The sequence below is a fragment of the Paraburkholderia sp. EG287B genome, from assembly GCF_040965595.1.
GTDB lineage: Bacteria > Pseudomonadota > Gammaproteobacteria > Burkholderiales > Burkholderiaceae > Paraburkholderia.
In genome coordinates this window covers 1-20,012 of the sequence record NZ_JBFRCG010000003.1, presented here as the reverse complement: position 1 = coordinate 20,012, position 20,012 = coordinate 1, and the positions used below count along the sequence as shown (strand labels likewise).

Here is a 20,012-nt window from a genome sequence, read left to right as displayed (position 1 = left end):
CCTATCGAAAAAAATCAGCGAGCGCGAAAACGGCGGGCGTCTGCCGGATGGAGTCGGGCCCCGGCGGCTCACGTCGCCCCGTTCGCCATCCCCGAAGACTGCGGCGGCGGCCGGTCTGTTTTGCCAAACACCACCATGTACAGGGCCGGCAGGAACACCAGGGTCAGCAGCGTCGCCACCAGCAAGCCGCCCATGATCGCGAAGGCCATGGCGCCCCAGAACACCGTAGGCGCGATCGGGATCAGGCCAAGCACGGTCGAGATCGAGGTCAACATCATTGGCCGTATGCGCGAAGTGCCCGAAGCGACAACGGCCTCCAGCACGCCCATGCCCTCGTGTCGAAAAGTCTCGATCTGCACGATCAGGATCAGGCCGTTCTTGGCGATCATGCCGATCAACGCGAGAATGCCCAGAATGGCGACGAAACCAAGCGGCCGGTTGAAAACCAGCAGCGCGAGCACCACGCCGATCAGGCCCAATGGCATCACCGAGACCACCATGGCCAGGCGCTTGAAGCTCACCAGCAGCAGCATCATGCTCGTCAGCATCAGCACGATCATCACCGGGACCACGGCAAATACCGAGGCTTGCGAAATCGCGCTTTCCTCGAAGATGCCGCCAGTCGCGACGTGGTAACCCTTGGGCAGCTTCGCATTGAACGCATCGATCTTCGGCGCGAGCGTTGCGACGACTTCGTCGGGCAGCTCGCCATGCATCACGTCGGCGCGCACCGTGAGCGTCGGTACGCGGTTTCGCCGCCATATCAGCGGCGACTCCTGTTCCTCGGTGAACGTCGCGAACTGACTGAGTGGAACCATGCGCCCGCTCGGCGTGGGCACCTGCAGCGTACTCAGTGACTGCACCGTCAGCGGCTGCTCTTCCTGCGCGCGCGCCACGACGTTGACCAGATAGATGTCGTCGCGTATCTGCGTGAGTGGTGTTCCGGTAATGACGGTGTTCATGATGGCGGCCAGCGCGGCGGAACTCACGCCGAGTTGACGCGCTTCATCCTGGTTGATGTGGATGCGGATCTGCCGGGCCGGCTCCATCCAGTCGAAATTGATGTGGCGCGTTCGCTCGTCGGAACCCACGATACCGGCCAGATCGAGTGCGGCCCTGCGCACCTGCGCCGGGTCGGGGCCCGAGACGCGATACTGCAGCGGCCACCCCACCGGCGGTCCCAGTTCCAGCGGCGACACGCGGGCGACGATACCGGGGAACTGTTCGCTCAGTGTCTTCTCCAGTTTCAATTGCAGCCGGTCGCGCGCCTCGAGACTTTTCGCGACCACGATGACCTGTGCGAAAAACGGATTGGGCAACTGAACATTGAGGGTAAGAATGAAGCGCACTGCGCCGCGGCCCACATAGCTGCTGAAGTGATCGACATCGGGATCGCTTTTCAGAATGGCTTCGAGTCGCGCGACCTGGTCCGCGGTCGCGTGGATGGACGCGTTCTGGCGCAAGGTCAGATCCACCGTCAGCTCCGGCCGGTCCGAGGCGGGAAAGAACTGCCGCGGCACGAACCGGACGAGGAAGATCGACAGCACGAACGCCGCGAGCGTGACGGCAATCGTCAACCACCTGAGCCGCAGCGCGCCGCGCAGGAAGCGGTCATAGGCCATCAGCATCTTGCCGGGCTTGCGCGGCTCCTTTTCGGCCTTGGGCGCTTTCAGGATTGCCACACCGACCAGCGGCGAGAAAATCACCGCACCGAACCACGACGCGAGCAGTGCGATGGCGACTACCGCAAAAATAGAAAACGTATATTCGCCGGCCGAACTTTTTGCGAAGCCAATCGGCACGAAACTGGAAATCGACACGAGCGTGCCGATCAGCATTGGCGCGGCCAGCGTACGGTACGCGAACGTCGCCGCCTGATCCTTGCTGTCACCGGCGGCGAGGCGGTTGATCATGGCGTCGACAGTGGTCATGGCGTCGTCGACCAGCAAGGTCAGCGCGATGATCAGCGCGCCCAGCGAGACCCGGTGCAGGTCGATGTGCACGACGTCCATGATCCCGAAGACAATCGCCAGCGTCAGCGGGATAGACAATGCCACTACCGTCCCCGGCCGTATGCCCAGACTCACGAAGCTGCACACCAGGATGATGATGATCGCCTGCCAGAGCGACGCCATGAAGTCGTTGATCGCCACGTCGACGGTATCTGACTGATTGGCGACCAGGAACGGCTCGATGCCAGCAGGCAGGTTCGCGGTGGCGTCGGCCATCTCGGCCTTCAGGTTGCGACCGAGCGCGAGTATGTCGCCCGAATCGCGCATGGCGATCGCGAGGCCGATGGCGGGCTTGCCGTTGACGCGGAACATTGGCTGCGGAGGGTCGGCGAAGCCGCGTCTCACGGTGGCGATGTCGCCGAGGCGTACGATGCGCCCTCCCAGCACGAGGTTGACACTCTCGATGTCGCGTTCGGAATCGAAGGCGCCCGTCACCCTGAAGAACACCCGCTCCTGCCCGGTTTGCAGGACGCCGGTCGGCCTGATGAGATTTTGCGCTCTCAATGCGGCGACGATGGTCGGGTAGTCCAGACGCAAGCCCGCTAGACGGGTGGTCGAGAATTCGATGTAGATCTGTTCGTCCTGAGCGCCCAGGACCTCGATCTTCGAGACGTCCGGCACCAGCAGCAGGCGCGAGCGAATCGCCTCAACGCGATCGCGCAACTCGCGCATGTTGTAGCCGTCGGCGGTGAAGCCGTAGATGATGCCGTAGGTGTCGCCGAAGTCATCGTTGAAGAACGGCCCGAGCGTTCCCGCCGGGAGCGTCTGTCGCATATCGTCCACGTTTTTGCGAACCTGATACCAGACGTCCTGGACTTCGGAGGGTGGCGTGGACTGCAGAAGATCGACGAAGATTGTCGTCTGACCCGCTGTGGTATAGCTGCGTATGCGATCCAGGTGACGGGTCTCCTGCAACGTGCGTTCGAGCCGCTCGGTCACCTGCGAGAGCGTGTCGTCGACGGTGGCCCCCGGCCACGCGGCGGCCACCACCATGGTGCGGAATGTAAAGGCCGGATCTTCGGCGCGCCCCAACCGCAAGAATGACAGGGTTCCCGCAACGAGTGCGGCGATCATCAGGAACACCACCAGGGGGCGCTTCGAAAGCGCCCACTCGGATAGATTCGGGCCAATCACCTGACTGCCTCGGTCCAGTTAATTTTCTGTCCCGGCCGCAATGCCTGCACGCCGGCAGTCACGACCACGTCGCCTGTGTTGAGACCTTGCGACACCTCAACGCGGTCCTCGCCATACGCCTGAAGCTCGACCTCACGCACCGAAACCGTCCCTGTCTTCGTATCGACCACCCAGACCGCCGGCTTTCCTCCTGGCTGGATCAGGGCGCTCGAAGGAATTTCGATGGCCGCGGCGCGCGGGAGCTTCATGTGGCCAATGACCGTACTGCCAAGGCGCATGGCTGCAGGCGGATCGAGAACTTGAACCCGGACCGCAAAGGTTCCGGTCACCGGATCGGCGCGGGGCGATACTTCGCGCACCTTACCAACGGCGGTGACATCGGGGTTGCTGGCAAGCGCGATGACGATGTCGGGACTGGCCGGCGCGACGTCCTTGATCGCGGCGGGCACATCGAATACGGCATCCACCGCGCCCTCGCGAGCGATCTGCACAATCATGCGGCCAGCCGGAACCACCTCGCCCGGCTCCGCTCCACGCGCCGTCACCACGCCGGCTACGTCGGAAACGAGGTCGGTATAGCTCAGCCGGTTCTGCGCGATGTTGACCAGCGACTGCGCCGAATCGACTTGCGACTGGGTGATCTTTGCCATCGCTTCCGACTGTTCGAACGAAGCACGCGACACGGCATGCTCCGCAAGCAGATCGCGCATGCGGGTGAACATGGTGCGCGCTTCCAGGGCTTGTGCCTGCGCGGCGGCCAACTGGGCCCGAGCGGACTGCAGGCTGCTTTCCTCGTTCATCCGGTCAAGCCGCGCCAGCACCTGGCCCGCCCTGACACGGTCCCCGACATCGACGTTGCGGGACGTCATTCTTCCGTCGATACGGAACGATTGATTGATCTCGGCCTGCGCCTGCAATCTTCCGGTCAAGGCGATGGTCGCTCCGGCCTCCTGCTTTTCTATCCTGACGACGCGTACCGGGCGCACTTCCGTCACCGGCGCCTCTTCGCCCTTACGGCAGCCCGCCAACAGTCCGCCCGCCGCCGTTACACACAGCGCACACAGCGTCACGGCCAAATGCAGGGAAACCATTCGACCTGCAGCATGATTCGCAAACACTGGCGTATTCCTCTGGATCCTTGGACAGGTTGCCCGTGTCCACCGTGAAATGGCTTCGCGCCCTGTAGCAGCCCCGCCGGGCGTGCCGGGGGTATCCATCCTCGAGAGATCAACGACACCTGCGCTCACTTCATCGGGTCACGCGTACCGAGTTGTTGCCCATCAGCACACGCACACGATCACCGGGGACGAACTGCTGATCCGCGTCCTGCACCACCGACATCAGTTGTCCCGAATCCAGACGCACGACGATTTCAAGGCCTTGCCGCTGCGTGACGCGCTGCTCCACGGCGTTGCCTGCCGCGCCGCCCAGCACCGCGCCGCCGATGCCCGCTGCAACGGCGCCTGTGCCGCGCCCGATGTTGCTGCCAGCCGCGATGCCGCCAAGCGCGCCGCCAGTGATCGCGCCGATGCCCGTTGGGCCCGGCTGAATCGTGACGGGCCGCACGGTTTCGACGGTACCCAGTTCGATCACGAACACCTGCTGAGCCTGCGCCGGCGTGAAGACCGAGCCGGAAGTCGGCGCCTCGCAACCGGTCAGCGCCACCGAGACAGCCACGGAGCCAAGAAGTGTTGCAGCGAGATATCGCATGACATTCCCCCCTTAATGCGGCGCATTGCAGATTCGCTAATTCATTCGGCCTGTTTGCTAACGATTCCACGCATAATCATTAGCGAACATTCAGCCAATGCGTACGCGGAGAATGGTCTTTTTCCATCCACCCTCCGAATACCTGGCGAACATTATGGAATACGATTCGCACATGACGTTTTCAACGTGGCATTCGTTTCGAAAATGGTTCAGCGATTCAATGTGGCGCGCATTTTTTATCCATCTGCTTCGGCAACGTCTCTTATCTCTCGCGACGAATTTCGAACGCGTCCAGATTGCGCCCCATATTGATCGGGCTATGTCCGGCACGATGCGTCACCTGGAAAGCTCGCGGTCGAGCAGCAACGAATTTGTCAAGGCGAGTTTGTCTGCAGTCGCAGGCCTTCCTGGTTCTTAATCGGCTAACTACTACGACATGCGTCAGCGGCTATAAGGTTTTCTTTTTCCTTCCGATCTGTTTTATCGTCTGAAACAAGTTGCCGCATTGCGTCGTCGCTCACCCGGTTAATACATTGGGCTCCTGATTATTTACTATTGACTACGGGCGCAAAAAGGGAGAGCGTATCCCCTTGGCATCAGGTTCGCTGTTGTCTCGATCAGACCAACAATCCGAGGTAACCATGTGGATCTTCCGTGTCGATGAACCTCGTCTTGGGGTCATCCGTATTCGAGAATGGCGCCGTCGCGCACATCACACAATCGGCCTTCTGGTCATGCTGCTGGGCGGTGCCACCATCGGCCTGATCGCCCTCGATCAGACCAGCCACTCTTTCTCCGACAAACTGTTTACGGCTCTTTGGAACGGAGTCAATCTCATTACGACACTCGGCGCCTTCAGCGAATTCAGTCCGCCTCAAAAGGCCTTCATGCTTCTGGCCATGGTCGCGACACTGCTGATCGGCGGGTTCGCCGTTTCGCGACTCACAGGCATGCTATCGGGCGATGACGTGATGGCTTATCGGGAGAACAGAATCATGGAACGCAAGTTCGAGCAACTCGCCAATCACGTCGTGGTCGTGGGATTCCATTCTCTCGGAGAACGGGTTGCAAACTACCTGCATGAAGCGGGCAACACCGTGCTCGTACTCGTGGGCGATCAGGATCAGGCCAACCGGGCAACGGATTGCGGGCATCTCGTCGTACTCGGCTCGCCGGACGCCTTCGACGACGTGCTCAAGCGTGCGCGACTCGATAGCGCGAAAGCCATGTTCGTCACGACACCCGACAGCAATAACAATCTGGCGATCACCCTGCTGGCCCATACGCTCAACCCGTCGCTCCCCATTGCCGTACCTGGCGAAAACCCCCTGCGAAAAGGGCTGCTGGAGAACGCTGGCGCGACCAACGTCGTCATTGCCGACGACATCATCGCCAAAGCACTGGTCGCCAGGATTACGACTGCAGCGGAGGCCGCACGATGAAGCCCGCCGCTCCTACACCGCACCGCCTGCCTCACCTGCCTTTCCTGCAGGGACTGCTGCCCTTCAATCCCGCGCAACTGCCGCACGACATCATCGCCGGGATCACGCTGGCCGCACTCGGCATTCCCGAAGTGATGGGATACACGAAAATTGCCGGCACGCCCACCGTGACGGGCCTCTATACGATCCTGCTGCCGCTCGTGGCATTCGCGCTCTTTGGTGCGTCGCGACAACTGGTCGTCGCCGCCGACTCGGCCACGGCCGCCATTCTCGCGGGTACCTTGACGGCCGTCGCCGCGCTCGGCAGCAAGGACTATGTCGGCCTCACGAGCACCGTCGCCTTGACGGTCTCGGTGATGCTGGTGATCGCGCGTGTTTTTCGTCTGGGTTTTCTGGCCGACTTTCTTTCCCGCAGCGCGTTGATCGGCTTCCTGACCGGCGTCGGCATCCAGGTCGCGGCAGGCGAGCTTACCGGCCTGATCGGACTCGCCAAGCAAGGGCATGGGCCGTTGATGCAGATCGCGTCCGCGTTGCAACGCGTGGCCCAGGCCAACTATCCGACCACGATGCTCTCGATCGCCGTGCTCGTGGTGATCATCGGCTGCAAGCGCTTCGTGCCGCGCGCACCGGGTGCGCTGATCGCCGTGATCGGCTCCATCGTGGCAAGCGGCGTGTTCAATTTCGCCGGACATGGCATCGCGGTCACGGGCGAAGTGCCGGGTGGACTCCCGTCATTGTTCCTTCCACCGTTGCATATGGGCGCGATCAATCAGGTACTGGTCACGGCCGCCTCGTGCTTCATCGTCATCATTGCCCAGAGCGCAGCAACGGCACGCGCGTACGCCAATCGCTATAACGAAAGGGGCGACGACAACGCCGATATCATCGGGCTCGCGGCCGCCAACGCGGCAGCGGCTTTCACGGGAACCTTCGTCGTGAACGGCAGCCCGACCAAGACCGAGATGCTCGACGACGCGGGCGGCCGCACCCAGGTCGCCCACCTCACGACCGCCGCCATCGTGCTGCTGGTGCTGCTATTTCTCACGAAACCGCTGAGTCTGCTCCCTGCTGCCGTGTTGTCGGCCATCGTCTTCATGATCGGCGTAAAGCTGATCGACGTGAAAGGCATGATCGAACTGTATCGCATGCAGAAGGACGAGCTCGTCGTGGCGTTGCTGACTACGGGCGTCGTCGTATTCGTCGACGTGATGCACGGCATTCTTGCTGCCGTCGTGCTTTCACTGATCGCGCATGCACGCCACAGCTACCGCCTGCGGACCCGGGTGCTGACGCGAGGCCCCGGCGACAGCTGGATCGCGCGACACGTCGAGCCCGATCTGCTCGCCGCACCTGGGATCGTCGTCTACCGTTTCGAAGCCGACCTGTTCTATGCGAACACCGGCCGCTTCACGGAAGAGGTGCTCAAGCTCGTCAACGAAGCGAGTCCGGGGCTGCGCTGGGTGGTGATCGACGCATCGGAGATCAGCAACATCGACTACACGGCAGGCAAGACCTTGATCCAGCTAGGCGGCGAACTCGACAAGCACGGTGTGGGCATAGCCGCGGTCGCCCTCCCCTCGGGCGTCCGACACGAAATCGAGCGGTACAAGGCATTGCGTGTGAGCGGCGTGCATCGCGAGGTCTTTGCAACCGTCGACGCCGCAATCGAGGCACTGCGTGACATTTCGCCGTCTACGTCCTCGACTTCTCAAGACGCCAGGCCGCAATGAAGCGACTGATATGACACAGGTCCGATCCGGTCTTGAATCGACAAAAGGAGTGCTCGTGCCTGATTCCGCTAAAACAAAGCGCGCCGCCCCCGGCGCAGATCTCGCTGACCCGGGTACGCCGGCGCTGCAGGAAGACCCATCCACACTCTTTGCGGGGCGTGGCTCGCTGGCCGATCGCGTCAGACGGGGCAAGACGGCTCGCAAGGAAGTGCCGCGCGAGAAGCTCGCCGAATGCCGGATTGCAGATCGCGATCCCATCGCACTCCTCGACGCTTCCAATGTGGGGCGGGTAGTCGAACTGATACCCATCCGTTATGGACGCATGGTCGCGAGTCCGTTCGCGTTCTATCGCGGTGCGGCGCCGCTCATGGCGCACGATCTGTCGAAGCTGCCGCATTCCAACGTGATCGTGCAACTGGGTGGCGATGCACACCTGGCTAACTTCGGTCTGTTCGCGAGCCCCGAGCGGCGCGTTGTGTTCGGCCCCAACGACTTCGACGAGACGCTGCCTGGACCATTCGACTGGGACGTACGCAGACTGGCGACATCGTTCGTGATCGCTGCGCGCGAGCGCGGCTTTGCCTTGCGTGACCAGCAACGCATCGTGCGCCGGTTGTGCGCAACCTTCCGCCTACGGCTCGCCGACTTCAGCCGCATGGACACGCTCGACGTCTGGTACTGCCAGTTCAAGGCGGCGAGCATGCTGGCCATTGCCGATTCCGTCGAAGAAAGGAACAAGGAACTGGCCGTCATCGAAAAGGCAAGACAACAGTCGTCGCGTACCGTGCTGACTCATGCAACCGAGGTCATCAACGGCAAGCTGCGGATCAAGGATGTCCCGCCGCTCGTGTATCACGTACCGCTGGAGAGCGCGAGTGACAGCAAGCAGTACAACGCGATGGTACGGCGCTTCTTCGCCGACTACCGGCTGACGCTTCCCGACGACAGGCGCGCCCTGTTCGACCGATATGAACTGGTGGATGTCGCCATTCGCGTGGTGGGCATCGGCTCGGTCGGAACGCGTTGCTATGAGGCGCTTTTCATGGCCGACGGCGATTGCCCGCTTTTCCTTCAGCTCAAGGAGGCGCGCGCTTCCGTGCTGGAGGACTACCTGCCGCCGAGCCGCTATCCCAATCATGGTCAACGGGTGGTCAACGGGCAGCGTCTGCTGCAGTCTGCCAGTGACATCTTCCTCGGGTGGTCGAAGATGCGCCACACCGGCAACGACTTCTACGTGAGGCAATTGCGCGACATGAAGGGCGCCTTCGACTTCACGACCTTCGACGTCGAAGATCTCGGCGAGTATGCGGTCTCCTGCGCCCACGCGTTGGCCCATTCGATGGCGAAGGCAGGCGATCCCGCGCTGCTCAGCGGCTATGCGGGCAAGTCGGAGGTGTTCGACGAAGCCATCGTGCGATTCTCGCTCGCCTACGCAGAACAGAACGAGAGAGACTGGGCGGTATTGAAAGCGGCAGTCAAGGCGGGACGCATTCAGGTCATTCGTCAATAGGGTCCGGGCGCTGTTCAGTCCGGCACGTTGGGACGCGCCGCTCCGGCCTGCGCGCCGCTTCCGTCGATGCCACTCAGCCCCTTCACGCCCCCAATCCGTACCGTTCAGCGTCTGCACAACTGTACCGGTACTGTACCGAGCACTATCGATAAACTGGTTCCGTCGATTTTGTTTTCTCTTTCCGGAGCCCCTCGCATCATGCTGCCCGAAATGCTCAGCGCGCTGCCCGCCGGCATGCTCTTCGTCGTGGTCACGACTATCACGCCCGGCCCCAATAACACGATGTTGCTCGCGTCCGGCGTCAACTTCGGTTTTCGTCGCACGGTGCCGCACATTCTGGGCATCAGCGCGGGCGTGGTCGTGCTCATGCTCTCGGTGGGCTTCGGGCTTGGCCAGGTGTTCAGGCACGTCCCGTCGCTCTATACCGTGCTGGAGGTCGCGAGCATTGCGTACCTGCTGTATCTCGCGTGGAAAATCGGCACCTCGGGCGACATCAAGGTGAAGAGCGGCGAGCACCGGCCCATGCGCTTTCACGAAGCCATCGCGTTCCAGTGGGTCAACCCCAAGGCGTGGATGATGGTGCTCACGGCCGCCACCACGATCCGCCTTTCCACGAACTTCGGCACCAACACGATGGCGATGGCCTTCCTGTTCTATGTGATCGGCCTGCCCTGCATCTGTATCTGGGCCGCGTTCGGCACCAGCATGCGGCGCTTTCTGTCGAATCCGCGCCGGCTGCGTGCCTTCAACGTCTTCATGGCGCTATCGCTGCTCGTTTCGCTGTATCCGATGTTCGCGCATTTGCTTCAACATTAAGACGACCCGCCGCCCTTCCCACGTTCAAACGCTACAATCGCAAGCGGGAAACATGGGCGGCGGAGTCACACTTTGTCTGAGTTTGAAGCGGGTTTTATTCTCACCCGCCATTGGCGCGATACGGGCGAACACACCGAGGTCGACTTCTGGCTCGCGACCGACGCGGGGCCGCGCCAGCTGCGCCTGCGCCCCCAGCCCTCTGTCGCATTCGTGCCGGCCGCCCAGGAAGCCGCGGCCCGCGCCGCGCTGAAGGGCGACGCACGCGCCGAGCTACGCCCGCTCAATCTGTGCGACTTCCAGCGCCGCCCGGCGCTGGGGCTCTACTCGCCGCAATATCGCGCCCTGGCCGGGCACGCAAAGCGCCTCGCCAAAGCGGGCGTCGACGTCTACGAAGCCGATATCCAGCCGCCCGAGCGCTACATGATGGAGCGCTTCATCACGGCGCCCGTGCTGTTTCGCGGCGACGCGGGTAGCCCGGATAACAGCGGCGTGCTGCTCGACGGCGAGATGAAGCCCGCCAACGGCTATCGCCCGCAGCTGAAACTGGTGTCGCTCGACATCGAAACGAGCGCCCAGGGCGAGCTTTATTCCATTGCGCTCGAAGGCTGCGGACAACGCCAGGTCTATATGCTCGGTCCCGCAAACGGCGACGCGAGCCAGATCGACTTCGACTTCGAATACTGCGCAAGCCGCGCGCAGATGCTCGAACGCCTCAACGCATGGATGGCGAAGCACGATCCCGACGCGATCATCGGCTGGAATCTCGTGCAGTTCGATCTGCGCGTGTTGCACGCGCACGCCCAGCAAACCGGCGTACCCCTGCGTCTTGGGCGCGGCGGCGAGGTCATGGAGTGGCGCGAGCACGGCATGCGGGAGAATCATTTCTTCGCGGGCGCCGCGGGCCGCCTCATCATCGACGGCATCGAGGCGCTGCGCTCGGCCACCTGGAGCTTTCCGTCGTTCAGCCTCGAATACGTCGCCCAGGCGCTGCTCGGCGAGGGCAAGTCGATCGACAATCCGTATCAGCGCATGGACGAGATCCAGCGCCGCTTCGACGAAGACAAACCCGCGCTGGCCATCTACAACCTCAAGGACTGCGAGCTGGTCACGCGCGTCTTCGAGAAAACCGAACTGATGGCCTTTCTGCTCGAACGCGCATCGGTCACGGGGCTACCCGTGGATCGCAGCGGCGGCTCGGTGGCCGCGTTCACGCATCTGTATCTGCCGAAAATGCATCGGCTCGGCTACGTCGCGCCCAATCTCGGCGACGTGGTGGGCGAAAACAGCCCCGGCGGCTTCGTCATGGACTCGCGCCCCGGCATCTACGATTCGGTGCTCGTGCTCGATTACAAGAGCCTCTACCCCTCGATCATCCGCACCTTCCTGATCGATCCGGTCGGGCTCATCGAAGGGCTGGGCGACCCGAGCGACGAAGCGTCCGTGCCCGGCTTTCTCGGCGCGCGCTTTTCCCGCGAGAAGCACTGTCTGCCGGAAATCGTGCGCCAGGTGTGGGAGGGCCGCGAACATGCGAAGCGGCAGCACAACGCCCCGCTTTCGCAGGCGCTCAAGATCATCATGAACGCATTCTACGGCGTGCTCGGATCGACCGGCTGCCGCTTCTTCGACCCGCGCCTCGCCTCTTCGATCACGATGCGCGGGCACGAGATCATGCGCAGAACCCGTCAGCTCATCGAGGCGCAAGGCTACGACGTGATCTACGGCGACACCGACTCGACCTTCGTCTGGCTCAAGCACGCACACAGCGAAGCCGACGCCACGCGAACCGGCAAGCAACTGGTCGAGCACGTCAATGCCTGGTGGAAGACCGAACTGCAGGAACGCTTCGGTCTCCAAAGCGCTCTGGAGCTGCAGTTCGAACGCCACTACTCGCGCTTTCTCATGCCCACGGTGCGCGGCGCGGAAGAAGGCAGCAAAAAGCGCTACGCCGGCCTCACGCTCGCGAAGAACGGCGGCGAAGAAGTCGTGTTCAAGGGCCTCGAAACCGTGCGCACCGACTGGACGCCGCTCGCGCAGGAATTCCAGCGCGAACTGTACCGGCGCATTTTCCAGCGCGAGCCTTATGTGGATTACATCCGCGACTATGTGCGGCGCACGCTCAACGGCGAACTGGACGACCAGCTCGTCTACCGCAAGCGCCTGCGGCGGCCGCTCGTCGAGTACCAGCGCAACGTGCCGCCGCACGTGCGGGCGGCGCGCGTCGCGGACGAGTTCAATCGCGCGAAAGGCCGTCCGCTCCAGTATCAGAACGGCGGCTGGATCAGCTACGTGATGACGACGGCCGGCCCCGAGCCGCTCGAAACGCTGAGTTCGCCGCTCGATTACGCGTTCTATGTGAGCCGCCAGCTACAGCCGGTTGCGGACGCGATCCTGCCTTTCCTGCGCGAGGATTTCGATACGTTGATGTCGGGGCAGCAGAGTCTGTTTTAGGCATGCGGCATCTCACACTTAGCGTCCGCGCTCGATGAACCGCCACAGCGCATCGTCCGTCGAATACGGCGCGTTGAAGCGAAACCACGCGCTCGGTTCGTCGTCGGGCCTGAAATAGGAGCCCGGCGCGAGCCAGATGCCGTCGCGCAGCGCCGCCGTGGCGATCGCGCCGGCCCGTTCGGGTTCGACGGCAAGGCGCGCCCACACGAACAGCCCCGCGCGCGGCCGGTGGAAGATCTCGAGACCCAGCGCGTCGAGCCGCTCCTCCACGCAGGCATGCGCGGCCTTCAGCCGTTCGTTCACGAGTTCGACATGGCGCGCGTGGCGCCCTTCGAGCAGGACCTTGTCGACCATGCGCTCGATGGTCGCCGACGAGGTGAGCCCCACCGCCATCTTCGCGCGCGCCAGCTCGCGCAGCACGTCGCGCTCGGCGACCACATAGCCGCAACGCAGCGAGGGCGTGACCGTCTTCGAAAAACCGCTGACGTACAGCACGCGCTGCAAGCCTTCCATCGCCGCGAGCAGCGGCGCGCCTGGCGGCGCAAGCTCGCGGCTCACATCGTCCTCGACGACCCACATGCGCTGGCGCTCGGCGATCTGCAGCAAGCGGAAGGCATTGGACATCGCATACGTCGCGCCGGTGGGATTCTGCAGCGTCGTGTTCACGAAGATCGCCTTCGGCTGGTGCGCCGCCACCTGGCGCTCGAGCGCCTCGATGTCAAGCCCGGCCGGCGTGCGCGGCACGCCGTGCACCGTGAGCCCCGCGAGCTTGAGAATCTGCAGCAGATTGCAGTAGCCGGGGTCTTCCACGAGCACCGTATCGCCGGGCCGCAGCAGCGTACGCACGATGAGATCGAGCCCCTGCGTCGCGCCCTGCGTGAGCAGGACGTTCGACACCTCGACAGGCAGCCCCTGGCGGTCCAGCTGCGCCGCGATGCGCTCGCGCAGCGGCGCGTAACCGTACGGGTGCCCGTAGTCGCCAAGCCGCACGGCCGGCACCCGGCTCATGGCGCGCAAGGCGTGCTGCAGGCCGCTTTCGTTGATCCACTCGCCCGGCACCCAGCCGCAGCCCGCCTTGATCGGCACCGAATGATCGGCGAACACGTCGGAGAGCAGCCAGGTCGCCGTCAGCGTGGGCGGCTGCCAGCCCGCCGCGCTCGCCGGCGCCGACCCGTTGCGGGGCGCCACGCGGTAGCCCGAGCCGCGCCGCGCGACGACGAAGCCCATCGACACGAGACGGTTGTACGCCTCGGTCACTGTATAGGTCGACAGTTCGTGCGATTGCGCGAGCTGGCGCACCGAGGGCAAAAGCGCCCCGGCGCGCAGCGTTTGCGCTTCAATCGCGCGCGTGAAGCCTTGCACGAGCTGCTCGACAAGCGTCGTCGTGACGCCGCGGCCGCGCTCCAGTTCGAGTTCGATCATCGGGGAAAGCAAGCGTATAGTGCGAGGGAAAACCCGTACGATTCTGCGCGCCGACCAATACAGTTGGCGAGAATTGTCCAGCACGGTTTGCAGATCAGTATAGAGACTGTCTATGCCGTCGTTCAAGCCTCGGCGCTACAGTTGAGCCAAACCCACCTGAGGAGAAGCACGCATGACTTCGCGCCCCGTCATCGACGATCTCTCGTCGTTCTGGATGCCCTTCACCGCCAATCGCCAGTTCAAGGCCGCGCCGCGCCTGCTCGAATCGGCCAAAGGCATGTACTACCGCACGACCGATGGCCGCGAAGTGCTGGACGGCAGCGCGGGCCTCTGGTGTGTGAACGCGGGCCATGCGCGCGAGGAAATCGTCGCGGCCATCGCCCAGCAGGCCGGTACGCTCGACTTCGCCCCCACGTTCCAGATGGGCCACCCGCTCGCGTTCGAAGCGGCCCAGAAGATCGCCGAAATCATGCCGGCCGGGCTCGACCGGGTGTTCTTCACCAATTCCGGCTCGGAGTCGGTCGACACCGCACTGAAGATCGCGCTCGCCTACCATCGCGCACGCGGCGAAGGCCAGCGCACCAAGCTGATCGGCCGCGAGCGCGGTTATCACGGCGTGGGCTTCGGCGGCATCTCGGTGGGCGGCATCGCGCCGAATCGCAAGGCGTTTTCGGGCCAGCTGCTGCCGGCCGTCGATCATCTGCCGCATACGCATGATCTCGAGCACAACGCGTTCTCGAAGGGCCAGCCGGCCTGGGGCGCCCATCTCGCTGAAGACCTCGAGCGCATCGTCGCGCTGCACGACGCCTCAACCATCGCCGCCGTGATCGTCGAGCCCGTGGCAGGCTCGACCGGCGTGCTGATTCCGCCGCAAGGCTATCTGCAGCGTCTGCGCGAGATCTGCACGAAGCACGGCATCCTGCTGATTTTCGACGAGGTCATCACGGGCTTCGGGCGCCTCGGCAAGGCCACGGCCAGCGAGCATTTCGGCGTGACGCCCGACATCATCACGATGGCCAAGGCGATCAACAATGCCGCCGTGCCGATGGGCGGCGTGGCCGCGAGCCGCACGGTCCACGACACGATCGTGAACAGCGGCGCGCAGGGCGCAATCGAGCTGTTCCACGGCTATACCTATTCGGCGCACCCGCTCGCGGCCGCCGCCGCGATCGCGACGCAGGACCTGTATCGCCGCGAGGGCCTGTTCGAGCGCGCCGGCGCGCTCGCGCCGAAGTTCGAGGCCGCCGCGCATGCGCTGCGCGGCGAGAAGCACGTGAAGGACGTGCGTAATCTCGGCCTCGTCGCGGGCATCGAACTCGACTCGCGCGACGGCGCGCCGGGTGCGCGCGCTTACGAGGTGTTCGTGAAGTGCTTCGAGGCGGGCGTGCTGATCCGCTTCACGGGCGACATTCTCGCGTTCTCGCCGCCGCTCATCGTGACCGAAGAGGAAATCGCACGCCTGTTCGGCACGGTGCGCGACGTGCTCGCCACGGTGCAGTAACACGGCGAGGCGCGAGCTAACGTCTACGCGCGCCTGCTTTCATTTGGTAATCCGCCGCAAGGGCGGCCCGGGCTCGGGCCGCCTTTTCTTTTTTCGGCCGTGGGCGCGCGAGGACCGGGTTCAAGCACAGCGCGCGCCATCGGCGTATCGTTGCCCTATCCGCCATAAGAAACGCGATTGCGGCGAGCGCGCATCGACCGACGTGCGCTGGCCAGGAGGGAATCTCATGAAGATGCCAGTCCGCATCGGCACGCATATAGAGGGCGTCCACTGGATCGCCGAGTATGTGGAAGCGACCCATCAAATCCGCATGTTCCGTGACGGCCGAGTGGTCGACACGATCCCCGCGCCCGCGGCCATGTTCGGCGAAGAGCGCGACGCGGGCTCGGCCAGCGACGCAGCGAGCCGCGCCGAGGAAGCCGCGCTGCTCGCCTGCCTGCGTCGTTACGTAGCCGACGTGCAGCCAGAAGAATAGTAGTCTTGATCATTGTCCCTGCCTCTTGCAAGGAGAGCTCGCCGATGAACGAGCGCAACGATCACTTCCCGCCGCAGCTCATCGAAACCGATGCGCTCATCATCGGTGCCGGGCCGGTGGGCCTTTTCCAGGTGTTCGAACTGGGCCTGATGGAAATCCACGCGCACGTGGTCGATTCGCTGCCGGTGGTGGGCGGCCAGTGCGCCGAACTTTACCCCGACAAGCCGATCTACGACATTCCGGCCGTGCTGATGTGCACCGGGCAACAGCTCGTCGATGCGCTGATGCAGCAGATCGAGCCGTTTGGCGCGACGTTCCATCTCGGCCAGGAAGTGCAAATCGTCGAGCCGCGCGCCGACGGCCGCTTTTTCGTGCAGACGAGCAAGGGGACGCAGTTTCTGGCGAAGACGGTGTTCATCGCGGCGGGCGTGGGCTCGTTTCAACCGCGCACGCTCAAGCTGAGCGGCATCGAGCGATACCGCGACACGCAGCTGTTCTATCGCGTGCGCGATCTCGAGCGCTTTCGCGACAAGGACGTCGTGGTGTGCGGCGGCGGAGATTCGGCGCTCGACTGGGCGCTGCAGCTCGTGGACGTCGCGCAGAGCGTGATTCTGCTGCACCGGCGCGAGGGCTATCGCGCCGCGCCGGCAACGGTCGCGAAGATGCACGCGCTATGCGAGGAATGGCGCATGCAGTCCATCGTCGGCCAGCTGACCGGCTTCGACGACGAAGGCGGCAAGCTCAAGCGCATCAAGGTGACGGGCGGCGACGGCGTCACGCGCTCGCTGGATCTCGACTACCTGCTCGTGTTCTACGGCTTGTCGCCGCAACTCGGGCCGATCGCGCAATGGGGCCTCGAAATAGAACGCAAGCAGTTGCCCGTGGATACGGCGCGCTTCGAGACGAGCGTGCCGGGCATCTTTGCCGTCGGCGATATCAATACTTATCCGGGCAAGAAGAAGCTGATTCTCTCCGGCTTTCACGAAGCCGCGCTCGCTGCGTTCGGCGCGGCGCATCATGTGTTTCCCGAGAAGAAAATCCATCTGCAGTACACGACGACCAGCACGCGCCTGCACAAGGTGCTCGGCGTGGAGTCGCCGGTGTTCGACTGAACGCGGGGCGAGCGCCCGGCGCTTTGTCACCGCGCGATCAGGCCTGCTCGGCGTCCTGCTCGCGGAAGATGCGGTCGGCGAGATGGAACGCCGAGTTCGCCGCCGGCACGCCGCAGTAAATCGCCGTTTGCAGCAGCACTTCCTTGATCTCGTCGCGCGTGACGCCGTTGTTGCGCGCGGCGCGCAGATGCAGCGCCAGTTCTTCGCTGCGGTTGAGCGCGACCATCATCGCGATCGTCAGCAGGCTGCGCGTGTGGCGCGGCAGGCCATCGCGCGTCCAGATCTCGCCCCACGCGTAGCGCGAAATGAAGTTCTGGAATTCCTCGGTCACTTCGGTGCGGTTGGCGAGCGAGCGATCGACGTGCGCGTCGCCCAGCACCGCGCGGCGCACCTTCATGCCGGCTTCGTAGCGGTCTTCGTCGTTCATCACGCCCCCAACAGGAAATCGAGCACGATCTTGTTGTACTCGTCCGCCAACTCGACGTTCGAGATGTGCGCGGCGTTCAGTTCGACATAGCGTGCGCCCGGCACCGATTCGGCCAGTTCGCGCCCTTGTGCGGGCGTCGCGGCCAGATCGTGCGTACCCGAAATCACGAGCGTGCGCGCCTTGATCGACGGCGCCTCGCCGCGCAGGTCGGCGGCGTTGATCGCTTCGCAGTTCGAAGCATAGCCGTCCTTGTCGGTATGCACGAACACGTCGCGCACCTGCGACATCACGAGCGCATTGTTCGCGATGAATTCGGGCGTGTACCAGCGCGGCAGCACGGCTTCGGCGAGCGCGAGCATGCCTTCGCTGCGAGCCTTCGCGGCGCGCGGCACCCACACTTCCGGCGAGCCGATCTTCGCGGCCGTATTGCACAGCACGAGACGATCGATGCGGTTGGCGTAACGCGCGCCGAGGCCGACGCCGGTCAGGCCGCCCATCGAAACCCCGACGAAATGTGCGCGTTCGATGCCGAGCTGATCCATCAGGCCGATCACGTCGCCGGTCAGCTGCTCGATGGTGTACGGGCCCAGCGGCGCCGCCGAGTGGCCGTGGCCGCGCGTGTCGTAGCGCAGCACGCGGAAATGCTTCGTGAACTCGACGATCTGCGGCGTCCACATCGACACGTCGCTACCGAGCGAATTCGACAGAACCACCCATGGCGCCGAATGGTTCTCCGCACCGTCGATGCGGTAGAACAAATGCGTGTCGTTGACGGCTGCGTAAGGCATGCGTGTTACTCCTCGTGTGTCTTCTGTGATCAATGGGACGTGCGCTGCTTGGCTTTCGCTTCATACGACGCGAGCACCGCGTCGACGAACGCGTGCGCCTGCCCCACGTAATTGGCCGGATCGAGCAGCGCCTCGAGGCGCGCTTCGTCCAGGTGCCTCGTCACGGCGGGATCCGCCGCGAGGACTTCGTACAGCGTGCGGCCGCTTTGCACCGCGGATTTCGATGCGCGCTCAACGAGATGATGCGCGTCCAGACGCCCGATCCGGTCGCCGAGCGCGAGCATCACGGCTTCGCCGAGAATGAGGCCGTGCGTGATGTCGAGATTCGCCGCGAGCCGTTCGGGCCGCACTTCGAGTCCGGCCGTGATCTGTTCGATCTGCGCGAGCGCGCCGCCGGCGAGGCGCGCGAGATCGGGCAGCGCATCCCACTCGGCTTGCCAGCCGCCGAGCGCGCGCTCGTGTTCCTGGACCATGCCCGCGAACACCGTCGCGACGAGGCCCGGCGCGCGCGCGGCAGCCGTCAGGACGGCTGCGCAACCCACCGGATTGCGCTTGTGCGGCATGGTCGAGGAACCGCCCTTGCCTGCGGCCGCCGGCTCGCCCAGCTCGCCGATTTCGGTCTGCATCTGCAGGGAGATGTCGCGCGCGATCTTGCCGAGCGTGCCGATGAGCATGCCGAAGAACGACGCGGCTTCGGCAATGCGGTCGCGCTGCGTGTGCCAGGGCAAGGCGGGCAACGCGAGACCGAGTTCCTGCGCGAGCGCGGCGCTCACCGCCGGGGCGGCGTCGCGCAGGCTCGCGAGCGTGCCCGCCGCGCCGCCGAACTGCAGCACGAGCGCGCGCTCGCGCAGCACGATGAGGCGTTCGCGATGGCGCAGTACCGCGTCGAGCCATTGCGCGAACTTCAATCCGAGCGTGATGGGCAGCGCCTGCTGCAGCCACGTGCGCCCGACCGCCGGCGTCGCGCGATGCGTGCGCGCGAGGTCCGCCAGCGTTGCGCAGAGCGCGTCGATGCCGCGCTCGATCAGCGCGAGCGCGTCGCGCAACTGCAGCACGGTGGCCGTGTCGATGATGTCCTGGCTCGTGGCGCCCCAGTGGACGTATTTGGCGGCTTCGGGGTCGGCGGACTTCACGCGCGCCGTGAGCTGCTTGACGAGCGGGATCGCCAGGTTGCCGCCCAGCGCGGCGTCGCGTGCGAGCGCCGGTGCGTCGAGCTGATCCGCCGCACAGGCTTCGACGATCGCGGCCACGGCCGACTGCGGAATCACGCCATGCGCCGCCGAGGCGCGCGCGAGCGCCGCTTCGACGTCCAGCATGCGTTGCAGCGTGGCATTGGGAGACCAGACCGCGTTCATCGGTTCGGTCCCGCAGATCAGGCTCGTGAGGCGTTCAATCATGGAGTGTGGCGGGTGGGAAAAGCGGGCGTTCGGAGACAGCCGGAACGAAGCGGGCGCGGCAACCGTCGACGAAAGCCGACGGTTGCCG

General features: G+C 64.3%; 15 protein-coding genes. 8 read left to right on the top strand and 7 right to left on the bottom strand.

What is annotated here, in order from left to right:
• Positions 1-68: 68 nt before the first annotated feature.
• The 3 genes from AB4Y40_RS05405 to AB4Y40_RS05395 form a co-directional block, all read right to left on the bottom strand.
• On the bottom strand, positions 69-3,146 hold the full coding sequence (locus tag AB4Y40_RS05405; protein ID WP_368686741.1) for an efflux RND transporter permease subunit: 3,078 nt from the start codon (positions 3,144-3,146) through the stop codon (positions 69-71).
• On the bottom strand, positions 3,143-4,237 hold the full coding sequence (locus AB4Y40_RS05400) for an efflux RND transporter periplasmic adaptor subunit (RefSeq protein ID WP_368686740.1): 1,095 nt from the start codon (positions 4,235-4,237) through the stop codon (positions 3,143-3,145). Before AB4Y40_RS05400 ends, AB4Y40_RS05405 begins: the two co-directional genes overlap by 4 nt.
• Before the next feature lie 157 nt (positions 4,238-4,394).
• The gene (locus tag AB4Y40_RS05395; protein ID WP_368686739.1) at positions 4,395-4,856 is read right to left on the bottom strand and encodes a hypothetical protein; all 462 of its coding nucleotides are present in this window, start codon (positions 4,854-4,856) and stop codon (positions 4,395-4,397) included.
• 641 nt (positions 4,857-5,497) lie between these two features.
• Between AB4Y40_RS05395 and AB4Y40_RS05390 the strand changes: the two genes are divergently transcribed.
• From AB4Y40_RS05390 to AB4Y40_RS05370, 5 genes are all read left to right on the top strand, one after another.
• Positions 5,498-6,298, top strand: a complete 801-nt coding sequence (locus AB4Y40_RS05390; protein ID WP_368686738.1) for a TrkA family potassium uptake protein — start codon at positions 5,498-5,500, stop codon at positions 6,296-6,298.
• Positions 6,295-8,028, top strand: a complete 1,734-nt coding sequence (locus AB4Y40_RS05385; RefSeq protein WP_368686737.1) for a SulP family inorganic anion transporter — start codon at positions 6,295-6,297, stop codon at positions 8,026-8,028. Before AB4Y40_RS05390 ends, AB4Y40_RS05385 begins: the two co-directional genes overlap by 4 nt.
• Before the next feature lie 55 nt (positions 8,029-8,083).
• Complete coding sequence (locus AB4Y40_RS05380) at positions 8,084-9,538, top strand: DUF2252 domain-containing protein (protein ID WP_368686736.1); 1,455 nt, start codon at positions 8,084-8,086, stop codon at positions 9,536-9,538.
• 198 nt (positions 9,539-9,736) lie between these two features.
• Positions 9,737-10,354: a LysE family translocator gene (locus AB4Y40_RS05375; protein WP_321931129.1), complete on the top strand. Its 618-nt coding sequence runs from the start codon at positions 9,737-9,739 to the stop codon at positions 10,352-10,354.
• A 72-nt stretch (positions 10,355-10,426) separates the two neighbouring features.
• Positions 10,427-12,802, top strand: coding sequence for a DNA polymerase II (locus tag AB4Y40_RS05370; protein ID WP_368686735.1), 2,376 nt, complete (start codon positions 10,427-10,429; stop codon positions 12,800-12,802).
• Positions 12,803-12,820: 18 nt separating this feature from the next.
• Here the strand turns inward: AB4Y40_RS05370 and AB4Y40_RS05365 are convergent, their stop codons facing one another.
• The gene (locus AB4Y40_RS05365; protein ID WP_368687103.1) at positions 12,821-14,224 is read right to left on the bottom strand and encodes a PLP-dependent aminotransferase family protein; all 1,404 of its coding nucleotides are present in this window, start codon (positions 14,222-14,224) and stop codon (positions 12,821-12,823) included.
• A 172-nt stretch (positions 14,225-14,396) separates the two neighbouring features.
• Between AB4Y40_RS05365 and AB4Y40_RS05360 the strand changes: the two genes are divergently transcribed.
• From AB4Y40_RS05360 to AB4Y40_RS05350, 3 genes are all read left to right on the top strand, one after another.
• On the top strand, positions 14,397-15,725 hold the full coding sequence (locus tag AB4Y40_RS05360; RefSeq protein ID WP_368686734.1) for an aspartate aminotransferase family protein: 1,329 nt from the start codon (positions 14,397-14,399) through the stop codon (positions 15,723-15,725).
• Positions 15,726-15,951: 226 nt separating this feature from the next.
• Positions 15,952-16,200: a hypothetical protein gene (locus AB4Y40_RS05355; protein WP_368686733.1), complete on the top strand. Its 249-nt coding sequence runs from the start codon at positions 15,952-15,954 to the stop codon at positions 16,198-16,200.
• A gap of 44 nt (positions 16,201-16,244) precedes the next feature.
• Positions 16,245-17,312, top strand: coding sequence for an NAD(P)/FAD-dependent oxidoreductase (locus AB4Y40_RS05350; protein ID WP_368686732.1), 1,068 nt, complete (start codon positions 16,245-16,247; stop codon positions 17,310-17,312).
• Between the two features lie 37 nt (positions 17,313-17,349).
• Here the strand turns inward: AB4Y40_RS05350 and pcaC are convergent, their stop codons facing one another.
• From pcaC to AB4Y40_RS05335, 3 genes are read right to left on the bottom strand one after another with little or no spacing between them, the layout of a single operon-like run.
• On the bottom strand, positions 17,350-17,739 hold the full coding sequence (gene pcaC / locus AB4Y40_RS05345) for a 4-carboxymuconolactone decarboxylase (protein ID WP_028206361.1): 390 nt from the start codon (positions 17,737-17,739) through the stop codon (positions 17,350-17,352).
• Positions 17,739-18,527: a 3-oxoadipate enol-lactonase gene (gene pcaD, locus AB4Y40_RS05340; protein ID WP_133184727.1), complete on the bottom strand. Its 789-nt coding sequence runs from the start codon at positions 18,525-18,527 to the stop codon at positions 17,739-17,741. Before pcaD ends, pcaC begins: the two co-directional genes overlap by 1 nt.
• A 29-nt stretch (positions 18,528-18,556) precedes the next feature.
• A complete protein-coding gene (locus AB4Y40_RS05335; RefSeq protein ID WP_368687102.1) occupies positions 18,557-19,924 on the bottom strand; it encodes a 3-carboxy-cis,cis-muconate cycloisomerase in 1,368 nt (455 codons plus the stop codon).
• Between the last annotated feature and the right edge of the window lie 88 nt (positions 19,925-20,012).

Excerpts from the sequence above, each read along its gene's own strand:
- pcaD (WP_133184727.1), bottom strand. The coding sequence starts at position 18,527 with ATGCCTTACGCAGCCGTCAACGACACGCATTTGTTCTACCGCATCGAC.
- AB4Y40_RS05375 (WP_321931129.1), top strand. The coding sequence starts at position 9,737 with ATGCTGCCCGAAATGCTCAGCGCGCTGCCCGCCGGCATGCTCTTCGTC.
- AB4Y40_RS05365 (WP_368687103.1), bottom strand. The coding sequence starts at position 14,224 with ATGATCGAACTCGAACTGGAGCGCGGCCGCGGCGTCACGACGACGCTT.
- pcaC (WP_028206361.1), bottom strand. The coding sequence starts at position 17,739 with ATGAACGACGAAGACCGCTACGAAGCCGGCATGAAGGTGCGCCGCGCG.
- AB4Y40_RS05355 (WP_368686733.1), top strand. The coding sequence starts at position 15,952 with ATGAAGATGCCAGTCCGCATCGGCACGCATATAGAGGGCGTCCACTGG.
- AB4Y40_RS05360 (WP_368686734.1), top strand. The coding sequence starts at position 14,397 with ATGACTTCGCGCCCCGTCATCGACGATCTCTCGTCGTTCTGGATGCCC.
- AB4Y40_RS05350 (WP_368686732.1), top strand. The coding sequence starts at position 16,245 with ATGAACGAGCGCAACGATCACTTCCCGCCGCAGCTCATCGAAACCGAT.
- AB4Y40_RS05400 (WP_368686740.1), bottom strand. The coding sequence starts at position 4,237 with ATGGTTTCCCTGCATTTGGCCGTGACGCTGTGTGCGCTGTGTGTAACG.
- AB4Y40_RS05385 (WP_368686737.1), top strand. The coding sequence starts at position 6,295 with ATGAAGCCCGCCGCTCCTACACCGCACCGCCTGCCTCACCTGCCTTTC.
- AB4Y40_RS05395 (WP_368686739.1), bottom strand. The coding sequence starts at position 4,856 with ATGCGATATCTCGCTGCAACACTTCTTGGCTCCGTGGCTGTCTCGGTG.
- AB4Y40_RS05390 (WP_368686738.1), top strand. The coding sequence starts at position 5,498 with ATGTGGATCTTCCGTGTCGATGAACCTCGTCTTGGGGTCATCCGTATT.
- AB4Y40_RS05335 (WP_368687102.1), bottom strand. The coding sequence starts at position 19,924 with ATGATTGAACGCCTCACGAGCCTGATCTGCGGGACCGAACCGATGAAC.